Here is a 14,208-nt window from a genome sequence, read left to right on the forward strand (position 1 = left end):
AGCCAGCCGGTTGTCGGCGGGCTTGACACTTGCGCCCGTTGCGGGTGGGGCATTAACCAGTGGATGCGCCTGTTTCCGGGCGCTTGCGACATCTGGCAAAGCGCTTGCTTAACCATCAGGCATGAAGTGTCTCGGAATGAAACCCGGCAAAAGCGAAAGGTTGAAGGTCGTGCGCCGCATCGCCGTCATCCTGCCTGGCATGGCCTTGGCCACGCCGCTGGAGGCCAGTCCGCTGAGCCGGATCACGCTCGACGGGCTGACCCGCGCCGAGGGCATCCGCAGCTGGATCGAGATTACCGAGCCGGGCAGCGTCGGGTTGCTGTGCATGGGCATTATCGGCCTGCTGGTCGGGCGCTGGGCGGCCGGTCGCAACCGCAAGGGCCCGCCAAAGCGCTGAGCGCGCTTGACGCACGCCCGCCTCCGTCGCAGAGCGTCGAAATATGGCAGACCCGATCATCGCACGGCTCGAAGCCGTCATCGCAGAGCGCCGCAAGGCCTCGCCCGACAGCAGCTATGTCGCCAAGCTGTCCGCGCGCGGCCGCCCGCGGATCGCTCAGAAGATCGGCGAGGAAGCGGTCGAGGCGGTGATCGCCGCGATCCAGGGCGACGGCAAGGGCGTCGTCAGCGAAAGCGCCGACCTGATCTTCCACTTGCTCGTGCTGCTCGCCGATATGGGTCTGACCTGGGCCGACGTGCTTGCCGAGCTCGATGCGCGCGAAGGCACGTCCGGCATTGCCGAAAAGCTCTCTCGCCCCAAGGAGTGACCATCATGCCGATCGATCCGACCCAGCCTTATGACGACCAGAACATCTTCGCCAAAATCCTGCGCGGCGAAATTCCCTGCACCAAGGTGCACGAGGATGACCACATCCTCGCCTTCAAGGACATCAACCCGCAGGCGCCGACGCATGTGCTGGTGATCCCCAAGGCCCCGTTTGTCAGCTGGGACGATTTTTCTGCGCGCGGCACCGACGAGCAGATCGCGGCGTTCGTCCGCGGCGTCGGCGAGGTGGCGCGGATGCTCGGCCTGGTCGAGCCGGGTTACCGGCTGCTCGCCAATATCGGGCTCGATGCGCATCAGGAGGTGCCGCACCTGCACGTGCACCTGTTCGCCGGAAAGCCGCTCGGTCCGATGCTGATGCGCGGCTGACATCGCCTCTTCTCAAGCCTGTGCCATGGGTCTAATCTGGCTCAAGCGGGCGTGAGGGAGGATCAAGATGCTGCGATCTCTGGCCGTGCTGTGCGCCGCCTGGTGCATGACCGCACCCGCCCTGGCCCAGACGAGTGTTCCATGCGAGACGATGCTCGGCGACCTGTGGGGTGAGACGGAGCCGCAAACCGGTACTGCCACGGTGGACGGCACCACATTGCGCAGCCCGGCGGAGCTGGCCAAGGCAGTCGGCAAGGGCGCGGTCGTTCAGGGCGGCAAGTTCGCCGGTTGGGATTTTCGCCGGCTCTCACTCACCAACGCGTGCTTCGTCGAGGCTGACCTGCAGCGCAGCCAATGGGATGACGCGCGCGCGCCTGGCATTGGCTTCATCAAGTCCAACCTGACAGGTGCCTCGCTCGCCGGCATCAAGGCTCCCGGCATCCTGCTTCGCGACGCCAATCTTTCCGATGTCCAGGCGACCAAGGCCGATTTCAGCGGCGGGAAGCTGGAGGGAGGCTGGTTCGAAGGGAGCATCGATGGCCTGAACCTTGATGGCGCGAACCTTTCCCGCTTCGATTTTTCGTGCGGCATCACGCTGTCTGATGGTTGCCCGCTTTATGGCAGCGACAAGCTGATGTCGGCGCGTGGAGCCAACCTCACGCGGGCGAAGCTCAGCAGCTTTCATCGCTACGGGCTGAGGGATATCGCGCTGGAAGATGCCATGCTCGATCGGACCGAGATATCGCCGGCGCAGCTCGCAAGCCTGAAGGGCCTGGTGATCAGTCACCCTCTCGTGCTCGTAGGAGGTGACAACCGGCTGGAGCTGACAGCTGCAGAGGCACAATCCCTGACGGACGATATCGCCATGGCCGACCCGGCAGTGCGTGATCCGTCCTTTGACTGCAGCAAGGCAACCAGTGTTGCCGAAAGGACGATCTGCCTGCCCGACAATCGCGATCTGGCCGATGCCGACCGGCTGCTCGCGCGCACTTTTGCCGAAGCGCGAAAGGCGAACCCGGGCATTGTCGCAGAACAGCGGCAATGGCTCAAGCAGCGCGACGGCTGCATGAGCGAGGAGTTTCCTTCGGACTGCCTGCGCAATGCCTATGCCAAGCGGCAGGGGCAATTGCTGGGAGCGCTGGGCGAGGGCAACTGGCTCAAGCCCGGCGAGGCAGCGCTGTTCATCGATGACGAACTGCCGGTCAGCGAGGCGATGCGGCGGTCACAGCTGTTCGCGCGGCTGGCACCGCTGCTGGCACAGGCATCGATGGGCTATGCCTATGTCGAGCGGCAGGTCGACGGTCGTTATGACGCGAACGGGGAGTCGATCGGGGCCAATGCGCATACCTGCACCCTGGGCGCGAGCGGGCTGAACCTTGATCCGTTGACCGGCTGGTACAGCGTTCGAGACAGCGAGAGCAACCGCCAGGTTCGGGTGGTACAGATCGACGGCGACTGGCTGCGCGTGTTCGCGGATGGCCATCCCTATGGAGAGGACGCCGAAGGCTCGGCCGATTATGCCAGCTGCGGTGCGCGCGCGGCGTTCGGCCCCATGCGGCGTATCGCGCTGCCTGCGGATATCCTCAAAACCTATGCCGAGCGGGCCGCGAGCGGGCAATGACCGGCCCGCGATGCGACAGATGGGTTACAACCCGGTTGCCACCGCGTGAAAAGCCGCTAATCCTGTGCGCCACAGGGGGATAACCCCGGGACGCAACCGGCTGGCTACAGGCCCGCCAAGGGTGGGAAATCAAGAACATCATGAAATTTGCGCGTGTCAAACCGCTGGACGCCATTCTGGCGACAGCCAAGAAGAAGTCGCTGCATCCGACCCTGGGTTGGTTTCAGCTGACCCTGTTCGGCATCGGCTGCGTGATCGGCACCGGTATTTTCGTGCTGACCTCGGCCGGCGCCCAGAAGGCGGGTCCCGGCCTGATGCTGGCCTTTGCGATTGCGGGCCTGATCTGCATCGTCGCGGCGCTCTGCTATGCCGAAATCGCCGCGATGATCCCCGTCGCAGGTTCCGCCTATACCTATACCTATTCGGTTATGGGCGAACTGCTCGCCTGGACGGTCGGATGGGCCCTTGTCCTCGAATATGCGGTCGCGGCGAGCGCGGTGTCGGTCGGGTGGTCCGGCTATTTCACCGGAACCATATTGAACGAGTTCTTCGGCATAACGCTGCCGACCTATCTCACGGCAGGCCCGCTCTGGCTGGGCGGTGCACCGGGTGGCTTCGTCAACCTGCCCGCGATCGTCATCGCATTGCTGGTGACATGGCTGCTGATGATCGGCACCAGTGAATCGGCCAAGGTCAACGCCGTGCTGGTTGCGATCAAGGTGACCGCGCTGACCGCGTTCATCGTGTTGACCGTTCCCAAGACCGACATGGCGAACTTCAACCCGTTCCTGCCCGCCGGCGTTTTCGGTGGTTTCGGATCGGGCATTGGTGCGGTAGGCGCTGCGGCGACCATCTTCTTCGCCTATGTCGGCTTCGATGCAGTCTCCACCGCAGCCGAGGAAACCAAGAACCCGCAGCGCAACGTTCCGATCGGCCTGATCGGCAGCCTGGGTTTCTGCACCATTTTCTACATTCTCGTCGCCGCCGGTGCCGTCGGCACCATCGGTGGTCAGCCGATCCTCGGACCCAATGGCATTCCGTTCCCCGCAGGTTCGGAAGAGCTCGCACGCCAGTGCGCGCTGCCGCAATATGCCGACATGCTGGTCTGCTCGAACGAGGCGCTGGCGCACGTGCTGCGCAAGATCGGCTTCGGCGCGGTCGGCAACATGCTGGGCATCGCCGCATTCGTGGCGCTGCCTTCGGTGATCCTGATCCTGCTGTTCGGCCAGACGCGCATCTTCTTCGTGATGGCGCGTGACGGCCTGCTGCCCGAAGGCCTTTCGAAGATCCACCCCAAGTGGAAGACGCCCTATGTGGTGACCGCCATTACCGGCGGCATCGTCGCCTTTGCAGCGGCCTTCCTGCCGGTCGGCCAGCTCGCCGATATCGCCAATGCCGGGACGCTCTATGCGTTCATGATGGTGGCGATCGCGGTGATGATGCTGCGCAAGACCGATCCGAACCGCGAGCGCCTGTTCCGCACGCCGATGCTCTGGCTGGTCGGACCTGCTACGATCGCAGGCTGCATCTTCCTGTTCCTCAACCTGCCGTTCGAGGCGATGATCGTGCTGCCCGCATGGGGCGCGATCGGTCTCGTGATCTATTACCTCTATGGCTACAAGGCGAGCCATCTGGGCAAGGGCATCGTCGAGGTGCCCGAGGATGATCCGGGCGTCGTCTCGCATTGATGCAAACGAAAACCCCGGCGTGACCCGCCGGGGTTTTTCTTTGGGCTCGGACGTGCAGCCTTACATCGGCGATTTGGGGCAGGTCCCCGGGCGGCGGAACAGCCTGCCTTTTTCCGCCCACAGGATCACGACCAGCGCCGCGACGCCGCAGCTGAAAAAGCCCAGGGCCATGGGCAGCGTCGTGCCGTCGAAGGCCTGGCCGACAAGCGCGCCGATGCCAGCGCCGAGCACGGTGCGAAATGCCATCTGGAACGACGAGGCCGCTCCCGCCATCGCGCCGAAGGGCTCCATGGCGATGGAGCTGAAATTCGCGCCGATGAAACCGACCATCGCCATGTTGAGCGCGACGATCACCAGAAACAGCGCCATCGGCTCTCCCGGCACCTTGGCGGCGGCAATCTGCAGCAGCGACAGGACGAGAAACGCCATCAGTGCCGAATGCGACACCCGCCGCGCGCCGAAACGCTCGACGATGCGGCTGTTGAAGAAGTTCGATACCGCCATCGCGCCTGCGACTGCGGCAAAGGCATAGGGGAAGATGGCTTCGGCATCGAACACGTCGGCAAAGACCTGTTGCGAGCTGTTGAGAAAGCCGAACATGGCCCCCACCAGCAGACCGGCACCCGCAACATAGCCAAAGCCCTGGCGGTTGAAGATCACCTGGAACCAGGTGCTGCCGATCGTGTCGAGCCGGATGGGGATGACATTTTCGGGACGCAGCGTCTCGGGCAGGCGCAACCAGACCCAGACGCCCACTGCAGTGCCCATCACCGACAGCAGGATGAAGATGAACTGCCATTGCGCGAAATAGAGGATCAGCTGTCCGACGGTCGGCGCGAGCACCGGCACCGCCATGAACACGATGAAGATGATCGACATGAAGCTGGCCATCCGGTCGCCCGAGAAGATGTCGCGGATGACCGATACCACCAGCACGCCCATGGCTGCAGCCGCAAAGCCCTGGGCAAAGCGCAGCAGAAGCAATGTCTGGAAATCGGGCGCAAAGGCACAGGCCCCGCCGAATATGACGTAGAAAACCAGGGAGCCGAGCAGCACCGGCTTGCGGCCGACCTGGTCGCCAATCGGGCCGTAGAACAGCGAACCGATGCCCATGCCCATCAGATAGCTGCTGATCACGAACTGCCGGTCATTGGCGCTCGCGACATCGAAGGCAGCGCCCAGCGCGGGAAAGGCCGGGAGGATCGAGTCGATCGCCAGCGCATTGAGCGCCATCAGCGCCGCCATCATCGCCACCAGTTCGCGCGTTCCCATCGGGAAGGAGCCGGTTTCGGCCGATGGTGCAGAAGTGGCCATGTTCAGGGTCTTTTCATTGTGCATTGCACCATAATGGGCTTCGGGACGGTGATTGCCAACCGCGCGAGCGATTTCTATTTTGCCTCAACCCATGGAAGGCCCCGCCGATCCCCTTTTGCGAAAGATCATCCATATCGACATGGATGCCTTTTTCGCGAGCGTGGAGCAGCGCGACAATCCGGCGCTGCGCGGGCTTCCCGTGGCGGTGGGTGGCTCGTCGCGGCGCGGGGTGGTGGCAGCGGCCAGCTATGAGGCAAGGGCCTTTGGCGTGCGATCGGCCATGCCATCGGTGACCGCACAGCGACGATGCCCAGACCTGGTCTTCGTCAAGCCGCGATTCGATGTCTATCAATCCGTCTCGCGCCAGATCCGCGATATCTTCGCGAAGCACACCGATCAGATCGAGCCGCTCTCGCTCGACGAGGCCTATCTCGACGTCACCGCGAACAAGCAGGCCATCGCTTCCGCCACCCATATTGCCGAGATGATCCGGGCCGATATCCGCCGCGAGACCGGGCTGACGGCCAGCGCGGGCGTGTCGTACAACAAGTTCATCGCCAAGCTCGCGAGTGATCAGAACAAGCCCGACGGCCTGTGCGTCATCCGCCCCGAGCAGGGGCCGTGCTTCGTCGCCGCATTGCCGGTCAAGCGCTTCCACGGGGTCGGCCCCCGCACCGCCGAGAAGATGGCGGCGCTGGGCATCGTCACCGGCGCCGACCTGGCGGCCAAGTCGGAACAATGGCTGCTTCAGCATTTCGGCAGCTGGGGCAGCTATCTGCACGGCGCGGCGCGCGGGATCGACAACCGCCCGGTCCGCCCCGATCGCATCCGCAAGTCGATCGGCGGCGAACGGACCTATGGCGAGGATATCTGGACTGAAGATGGCTTGCGTGCCGCGCTCGAGAATGTCGCCGATATCGTCTGGGAGCGGGTCGAGCGCGCCGAGGGGCAGGGTAGGACGGTCACACTCAAGGCAAGGTTCGCCGATTTCCACACCATCACACGCGCGCGCACCCTGCCGCAGCCGGTCGAGGGCAGGGCGATGTTCGGGCAGATAGGTCAGGCGCTGATCGATCAGATCCTGCCCTTGCACAATGGCGTGCGCCTTCTGGGACTCACCCTATCTGGCCTGTCGCGCGCGGGAGACGAGGATCCGCCGGACGAGCGCCAGCCCGAGCTGCCCTTCGTCTGATCACCACTCGCCCGAGGGGGGCAGCCCATCGCGTATCTCGATGACCCTGCGCCGCGAAGCGTCGGTGAGAGCATCTGGCAGCGCATCGAGCGGGAAGAACCGGGCTTCGAGCAATTCGCCGGCATCGGGCATCGGGTCGTCGCGGGTTTCGCCGACAATGACGGTGATATGATCGGGGAAGCCTTCGCCGTTCGAGATGAAATCGCCGTGCACATACACGTTGTCGAGACGGCATCCGGTCTCCTCAAACGCCTCGCGGATCCCCGCTGCCAGAACCGTCTCCTTCCGCCCGACGCCGCCGCCTGGCAGCATGAACCGATCGGTGGCGAAATAGCTGTGCCGGATCAGCAGAACCTCGCGGCCCCGCAGCACCACCGCCTTGACGCCGCGCGTCTTGATCTGGAACGCACGCCGCAAGAACAGCCGCACCCGGTGCGCGACGATATAGGCGATACGGAGCGGGGTCATGCCGCCGCTCCGAACCTCAGACGTCCAGATTGGCGACGTTCAGTGCATTTTCCTGGATGAAGTCGCGCCGAGGCTCGACGACATCGCCCATCAGCTGGGTGAACACCTCGTCCGTCACGTCGGCATCCTCGACCTTCACCTGCAGCAGCGAACGGTGGTTGGGGTCGAGCGTGGTTTCCCACAGCTGCTCGGCATTCATCTCGCCCAGGCCCTTGTAGCGCTGCACCGCCAGTCCCTTGCGCCCCGCGGCCAGAATGGCGTCGAGCAGTGCGGACGGGCGGTTGATGACGAGGCCGGTGGCGACCACCGCTTCTTCGGCATCGTCCTCGCCCGTCTCGGCGGTCGAAGCTGCAGCCGAGCTGGCCTTCACCAGGCGGCTCGGGTTCAGATAGACATCCGCGAACTCGCCCGCGACGCGGTGCAGCTTGCGCGCTTCGGCGCTGTTGAGGAAGGCGAGGTCGACGACATGATGGTCGGTCACGCCGCGCCAGAAGCGCTGCAGGTGATAGCCGCCCTCGGCCGAAATCTCGCCCTGCCAGCGTGCTTCGGGATCGGCGCCGCCCATCCACTGCGCGGCCTTCTCGACCGCTGCCTGGCGGTCGCCCTGCGGCATGTCGGGGGTCAGCGCGCCGGCCAGCGCCAGCCCCTCGACGATCAGCGGATCGTAGCGCCGCGGGATATAGGTCATCAGGCTCTTCATCCGGCGGGCATGCTCGATCAGCTCGCGCAGGTCCTCGCCGCCGCGCGCCCCGCCAATGGTTTCGAGCACGCGGCCCTGCAGCCCGGCATCGACCAGATACTGGTCGAGCGCGTCATTGTCCTTGAGGTACACCTCGCTCTTGCCCTTGCTCACCTTGTAGAGCGGCGGCTGCGCGATGTACAAATGCCCGGCGCGGATGATCTCCGGAATCTGCCGATGGAAGAAGGTCAGCAGCAGCGTCCGGATATGCGCGCCGTCGACGTCTGCGTCGGTCATGATCACGATCTTGTGATAGCGCAGCTTCTCGAGGTTGAAATCGTCGCGGATGCCGGTGCCCATCGCCTGGATCAGCGTGCCGACCTCCTTGGACGAGATGATCCGGTCGAACCGCGCGCGCTCGACGTTCAGGATCTTGCCGCGCAGCGGAAGGATCGCCTGATAATGGCGGTCGCGGCCCTGCTTGGCCGATCCGCCTGCCGAGTCACCCTCGACGAGGAACAGTTCGGACTTGGCGGGATCGCGCTCCTGACAGTCGGCGAGCTTGCCGGGCAACGAGGCGATGTCCATCGCGCCCTTGCGCCGCGTCAGCTCGCGCGCCTTGCGCGCGGCTTCGCGTGCGGCGGCGGCATCGATGATCTTGGCGACGATCGCCTTGGCGTGCGCCGGGTTTTCCTCGAGCCATTCGGCCATCTTGTCGGCCATCAGGCTCTCGAGCGGCTGGCGCACCTCGGAACTGACCAGCTTGTCCTTGGTCTGCGAGCTGAACTTGGGATCGGGCAGCTTGACCGAGACGATCGCGGTCAGACCCTCGCGCATGTCATCGCCGGTGAGCGAGACCTTTTCCTTCTTCAGCAGCCCCGACTTTTCCGCATAGCCATTGAGCGTACGGGTCAGCGCCGCGCGGAACGCGGCCAAGTGCGTGCCGCCGTCGCGCTGCGGGATGTTGTTGGTAAAGCACAGGACATTTTCGTAATAGCTGTCATTCCATTCGAGCGCGACGTCGATGGTGACATCGTCGCGCGAGCCCGAAATCGCGATCGGATCGGGCATCAGCGGCTGCTTGTTGCGGTCGAGCCATTTCACGAACGCGGCGATGCCACCTTCGTAATAGAGGTCATGCTCCTTGGCCTCGGCATGGCGTTCGTCGCGCAGCACGATGCGCACGCCCGAGTTCAGGAACGCCAGCTCGCGATAGCGATGCTCGAGCTTCTCGAAATCATATTCCTGCACGTTCTTGAACGTGTCCTGCGAGAACAGGAAGGTGACCTGCGTGCCCTTCTTGCCGTCGGGGGCAGGGCCCATCACCGCGAGCGGAGCCTCGGCATCGCCATGGCGGAAGCGCATCCAGTGTTCCTGCCCGTCGCGCCAGATGCGCAGTTCGAGCCATTCGGACAGCGCGTTGACGACGCTGACGCCCACGCCGTGCAGGCCGCCCGAAACCTTGTACGCATTGTCGTCGCTGGTATTCTCGAACTTTCCGCCCGCGTGCAGCTGGGTCATGATGACCTCGGCAGCGGAAATGCCCTCTTCAGGATGGATGCCGGTGGGGATGCCGCGGCCGTTATCCTCGACCGTGACCGAATTATCGGGGTTGAGCGTGATCAGCACGCGGTCGCAATGCCCGGCCAGTGCCTCGTCAATCGCATTGTCCGACACCTCGAACACCATGTGGTGCAGGCCCGAACCATCGTCGGTATCCCCGATATACATGCCGGGGCGCTTGCGTACGGCGTCGAGGCCCTTGAGAACCTTGATCGAGTCTGCGCCATAGCTGTTGGTGTTGGCGGGGTTCTGGTTGTTTTCGGTGGGGGTATTGCTGGTATCTGTCATGAATTTGCCATAGCCGCGCGCCCGCCGAAACCCAAGCATTACCGGTCGGTTTTGCACATATTTTCGATCACGCCCAGGCATGCATCTTTCCCGCATCCATGGGCTCGCCGCAGCTTGCTTGAATGCGGACTGCGAAGGCTTTAGCAAGAGACCATGAAAGCTGCCCTGCTGCCCCTCGCCATCGCCCTGACGCTTGCCGGTTGCGCCGATCCGGAGCCTGCGCAGAAGCGCGCTCCCGGCGGCGTGCAAGCGGGCGAGCGGCTCGATGCAGCCGAGCCCAGCCCGACCGCGCGCGCGGTCAATATCGGTGAGGGCGGAACGCGGTTCGCGGCTTGTCAGGGGCGGGGACGCGTCGGCAACCTGCGCGGCGGCAAGCTGGCAGTGCGCGATGCACCGTTCGACGACGCCAAGCAGATCGGCGAACTGGCGGAGGACGCGCATGTGTTCATCTGCACCCGCAGCCTCGACCAGCAATGGCTGGGCGTGGTGGTGGCGAGCGAGGATGGGATGAAGCCTGTCGCGGCTACTCCGGCGCCTGCCGAGGGCTCCGAACCGAACGACGCTCCGGCCACACCAGCACCTGGCGTCGACTGCGGTGTCACCGCCCCGGTGCGCGGCAAGCGCCCCTATGCCGGGCCCTGCCAGAGCGGGTGGGTCGAGAGCACCTTCGTCGCCGTCGTCGCGCGCTGAGCGCTTGACGCTTCCGATAGCCTCTTTCCTCTCGCGCAGGCTCTGGGCATAGTCCCGGACGACAGACGCCCTACGGCGCGCATGGAGAGGAATTCGCATGGATATTCGCGCGGAGCTTGAACAGGAATTCGGCAACTGGCCCGGCATCATCGCTGCCTGGGGCAGGGAGCGCCCCGATGCCCCCGCGCTCGATGACGGCCAGCGGCAGATCAACTGGGGAGCGCTTTCCGATCAGGTCGACCGCATCGCCGCGCAGCTGCTCGCCGACGGGCTCCAGCGCGGTCAGGCGGTCGCGATACTCGGCACGACCTCGGTCGCCTATGCACTCGCCTATTTGGGTGCGATCCGTGCAGGGGGTTGCGCCGCGCCGCTCACCACCAGTGCGACGCCGCGCCAGCTCGCCAACATGCTGGCGGATTCGGGGGCGATCCATCTGTTCATCGACCGCGAGAAGCGTGCCGAGCTGACCGCCAGTGGCGTCGATCTGGGCAGTGCCCACCACATCATGCTCGACGCGGCGGACGGCGATGCGCCCGCCATGGACAGCTGGATGGCTGCGGCGGGCAGCACTCCCGACATCGCGCCGCCCGAGCCGGGCGATCCGTTCAACATCATCTATTCGAGCGGCACCACCGGCACGCCCAAGGGCATCGTCCATTCGCATGCCATGCGCTGGCGCCAGTCGGTCGCGGGCTTCCAGTCGATCTACAGCGAGGACGCGCGCGCCATCCTCTCGACCCCGCTCTATTCGAACACGACGCTCGCCGTGTTCCTGCCCACCATGGTGCATGGTGGCCTCGCCCGGCTGATGGGCAAGTTCGATGTCGGCCAGTGGCTCAAGGCGGCCGAGGCGATGCGCGCGACGCACACGATGCTGGTGCCGGTGCAATATCAGCGGCTGCTCTCGGACCCCGCCTTCGATGCGCATGATCTCTCCTCGATGCAGATCAAGTTCTGCACCAGCGCCCCGTTCAGTGCCGAGCTGAAGGCCGAGGCGCTGCGCCGCTTCCCCGGCGGGCTGGTCGAGATCTACGGCATGACCGAGGGCGGCGTCGTCTGCATGCTCCAGGCGCACAATTTTCCCGACAAGCTCCATACCGTGGGCCAGCCGGTCAAGGGCCACGAGCTCAAGGTCATCGACGAGAACGGTAACGAGCTTCCCCCCGGCTCCAAGGGCGAGATGGTGGGCCGGTCTCCGACGATGATGAGCGGTTACAAGAACCAGCCCGACAAGACGCGCGAGATGGAATGGCGCGATGCCGACGGGAATCTCTGGTTCAAGATGGGCGATATCGGCATCATGGACGAGGACGGGTTCGTCCAGATCGTCGGCCGCGCCAAGGACATGATCATCTCTGGCGGGTTCAACATCTATCCCAAGGATCTCGAAGAGGTGCTGATGCAGCAGCCGGGCGTGGCCGATGCGGCGGTGGTCGGCATGCCGTCGGAGCGCTGGGGCGAGACGCCAGTCGGCTTCGTCGTCGCCGCGCCGGGATATGAGCTCGACCTCGGCATCCTGCTCTCGGAGGTGAATGCGGAACTCGGCAAGACCCAGCGCTTGAGCGCGCTCTACCCGATCGACGAACTCCCGCGCAGCCATATCGGCAAAATCCTCAAGACCGACCTGCGCGCGATGCTGGCGGAGGGCGTATAGCATTTCACGCGAAGCCGCGAAGGTGCGAAGAAGGGCGCTCGCCACTGGACTCGTCGGCACGTCCCAACTATCGGCTCATCCATGACCATCGCCCATGACGAATCCGTGCTGATTGTCGATTTCGGCAGCCAGGTGACGCAGCTGATCGCCCGCCGGGTGCGCGAGGCGGGGGTGTATAGCGAGATCGCCCCGTTCAGCAGCGCCGAAGCCGCGTTCCACCGGATGAAGCCCAAGGGCATCATCCTCTCGGGTGGCCCCGCATCGGTAACCGAGGAGGGCAGCCCGCGCGCACCGGACGCGATCCTCAATTCGGGCCTGCCGATCCTGGGCATCTGCTATGGCCAGCAGACCCTGACCCAGCAGCTCGGCGGCACGGTCGAGGGCGGCGGTGAGAAGGGCGGCGAATTCGGCCGCGCGTTCATCGAGATTACCGACCGCTGCCGGCTGTTCGATGGCCTGTGGAAGGAAGGCGAGGCGCATCAGGTGTGGATGAGCCATGGCGACAAGGTCACCGCGCTCGCACCCGGCTTCCGCTCCGTGGCATCCTCGCCCGGCGCACCCTATGCGGTCATCGCCGATGACGAGCGATGCTTCTACGCGATGCAGTTCCACCCCGAAGTCGTGCACACGCCCGATGGCGGCAAGCTTATCGCCAATTTCGTGCGCCATGTCTGCGGCTGTCGCGGCGACTGGTCGATGGCCGAGTTCAAGGCCGCCAAGATCGCGGAGATCCGGGCGCAGGTCGGCAGCTCGCGCGTGATCTGCGGGCTTTCGGGCGGCGTCGACAGCGCGGTCGCGGCGGTGCTCATCCACGAGGCGATCGGCGACCAGCTGACCTGCGTGTTCGTCGACCACGGCCTGATGCGCATGGGCGAGGCCGACCAGGTGGTCAGCCTGTTCAAGGGCCATTACAATATCCCGCTGGTGCATGTTCAGGCAGAGGCCCTGTTCCTGGGTGGTCTGGCGGGCGTCACCGATCCCGAGCAGAAGCGCAAGTTCATCGGCAAGACCTTTATCGACGTGTTCGAGAGCGAGGCGCGCAAGATCGGCGGTGCGGAATTCCTGGCACAGGGCACGCTCTATCCCGATGTGATCGAGAGCGTCTCGTTCACCGGCGGGCCTTCGGTCACGATCAAGAGCCATCACAATGTCGGCGGTCTCCCCGAGCGGATGAACATGAAGCTGGTCGAACCCTTGCGCGAACTGTTCAAGGACGAGGTGCGCGCGCTGGGCCGCGAACTCGGGCTGCCGGACGTGTTCGTCGGCCGCCACCCGTTCCCGGGACCAGGCCTTGCGATCCGTATCCCCGGCGAAGTGACGCGCGAGCGCTGCGACATCCTGCGCAAGGCCGATGCGATCTATCTCGACGAGATCCGCAATGCCGGGCTGTACGACGCGATCTGGCAGGCCTTTGCCGTGCTGCTGCCGGTCAAGACCGTGGGCGTGATGGGCGACGGACGCACCTATGACAGCGTCTGCGCGCTGCGTGCGGTCACTAGCACCGACGGCATGACGGCGGATATCTATCCTTTCGACGCCAGCTTCCTGCAGCGCACCGCGACCCGGATCATCAACGAGGTCAAGGGCATCAACCGCGTGGTCTATGACTATACGTCAAAGCCGCCCGGCACGATCGAGTGGGAATGATTTGTACCCCTCCGGCAGTATCCGTCTGCACGCTCTGATACGACATAAAGTGCTGAAGTATAAAGATAATCGTGCCGGCATCTATCGTCGACTATCGCGGGGCAGTGCTCTGCTGTGACGGTATAACAGACGGTATGGACGAACTTGTTCTATCTTGGATTTCTGTATACCGTCACGGGTGAGAGCGCTGATGACGGTATTTTTTTCGGTGTTAACAAGCTGATTAAAGATGGAAATCATGCTTCCAGCACCGC

At 64.4% G+C, this 14,208-nt stretch carries 12 protein-coding genes; 9 read left to right on the top strand and 3 right to left on the bottom strand.

Annotated features, from left to right (window positions below; all coding sequences use genetic code 11):
• Positions 1-136: 136 nt before the first annotated feature.
• The 5 genes from FG486_RS16190 (at position 137) to FG486_RS16210 (ending at position 4,459) form a co-directional block, all read left to right on the top strand.
• Positions 137-397 carry a hypothetical protein gene (locus tag FG486_RS16190; RefSeq protein WP_181268282.1) on the top strand — a complete coding sequence of 87 codons (261 nt, stop codon included), beginning with the start codon at positions 137-139 and terminating at the stop codon, positions 395-397.
• A gap of 43 nt (positions 398-440) precedes the next feature.
• Complete coding sequence (locus FG486_RS16195) at positions 441-764, top strand: phosphoribosyl-ATP diphosphatase (protein WP_181268283.1); 324 nt, start codon at positions 441-443, stop codon at positions 762-764.
• 5 nt (positions 765-769) lie between these two features.
• Entirely contained in the window at positions 770-1,150 is a 381-nt protein-coding gene (locus FG486_RS16200) for a histidine triad nucleotide-binding protein (RefSeq protein ID WP_066278417.1), read from the top strand.
• Between the two features lie 67 nt (positions 1,151-1,217).
• A complete protein-coding gene (locus tag FG486_RS16205) occupies positions 1,218-2,771 on the top strand; it encodes a pentapeptide repeat-containing protein (RefSeq protein WP_181268284.1) in 1,554 nt (517 codons plus the stop codon).
• Positions 2,772-2,911: 140 nt separating this feature from the next.
• The gene (locus FG486_RS16210; RefSeq protein ID WP_181268285.1) at positions 2,912-4,459 is read left to right on the top strand and encodes an amino acid permease; all 1,548 of its coding nucleotides are present in this window, start codon (positions 2,912-2,914) and stop codon (positions 4,457-4,459) included.
• Positions 4,460-4,519: 60 nt separating this feature from the next.
• On the opposite strand, the gene FG486_RS16215 is transcribed toward FG486_RS16210, so the two are convergent.
• Positions 4,520-5,773, bottom strand: coding sequence for a multidrug effflux MFS transporter (locus FG486_RS16215; protein ID WP_181268286.1), 1,254 nt, complete (start codon positions 5,771-5,773; stop codon positions 4,520-4,522).
• Between the two features lie 91 nt (positions 5,774-5,864).
• Here FG486_RS16215 and dinB point away from each other — a divergent pair, with 91 nt between their 5' ends.
• Positions 5,865-6,965: a DNA polymerase IV gene (gene dinB / locus FG486_RS16220; RefSeq protein ID WP_181268287.1), complete on the top strand. Its 1,101-nt coding sequence runs from the start codon at positions 5,865-5,867 to the stop codon at positions 6,963-6,965.
• Here the strand turns inward: dinB and FG486_RS16225 are convergent, their stop codons facing one another.
• Positions 6,966-7,433 carry an NUDIX domain-containing protein gene (locus FG486_RS16225; RefSeq protein WP_181268288.1) on the bottom strand — a complete coding sequence of 156 codons (468 nt, stop codon included), beginning with the start codon at positions 7,431-7,433 and terminating at the stop codon, positions 6,966-6,968.
• 16 nt (positions 7,434-7,449) lie between these two features.
• A complete protein-coding gene (gene gyrB / locus FG486_RS16230; protein WP_181268289.1) occupies positions 7,450-9,963 on the bottom strand; it encodes a DNA topoisomerase (ATP-hydrolyzing) subunit B in 2,514 nt (837 codons plus the stop codon).
• A gap of 153 nt (positions 9,964-10,116) precedes the next feature.
• On the opposite strand from gyrB, the gene FG486_RS16235 reads away from it, so the two are divergent.
• From FG486_RS16235 to guaA, 3 genes are all read left to right on the top strand, one after another.
• Positions 10,117-10,653 (top strand): hypothetical protein, encoded by a 537-nt coding sequence (locus tag FG486_RS16235; protein WP_181268290.1) that lies wholly within the window; start codon positions 10,117-10,119, stop codon positions 10,651-10,653.
• 97 nt (positions 10,654-10,750) lie between these two features.
• Positions 10,751-12,307: a class I adenylate-forming enzyme family protein gene (locus FG486_RS16240; RefSeq protein ID WP_181268291.1), complete on the top strand. Its 1,557-nt coding sequence runs from the start codon at positions 10,751-10,753 to the stop codon at positions 12,305-12,307.
• Positions 12,308-12,388: 81 nt separating this feature from the next.
• On the top strand, positions 12,389-13,954 hold the full coding sequence (guaA, locus tag FG486_RS16245) for a glutamine-hydrolyzing GMP synthase (RefSeq protein WP_066284995.1): 1,566 nt from the start codon (positions 12,389-12,391) through the stop codon (positions 13,952-13,954).
• Positions 13,955-14,208: the final 254 nt, after the last annotated feature.

Source organism: Blastomonas ursincola, from assembly GCF_013607875.1.
GTDB lineage: Bacteria > Pseudomonadota > Alphaproteobacteria > Sphingomonadales > Sphingomonadaceae > Blastomonas > Blastomonas ursincola.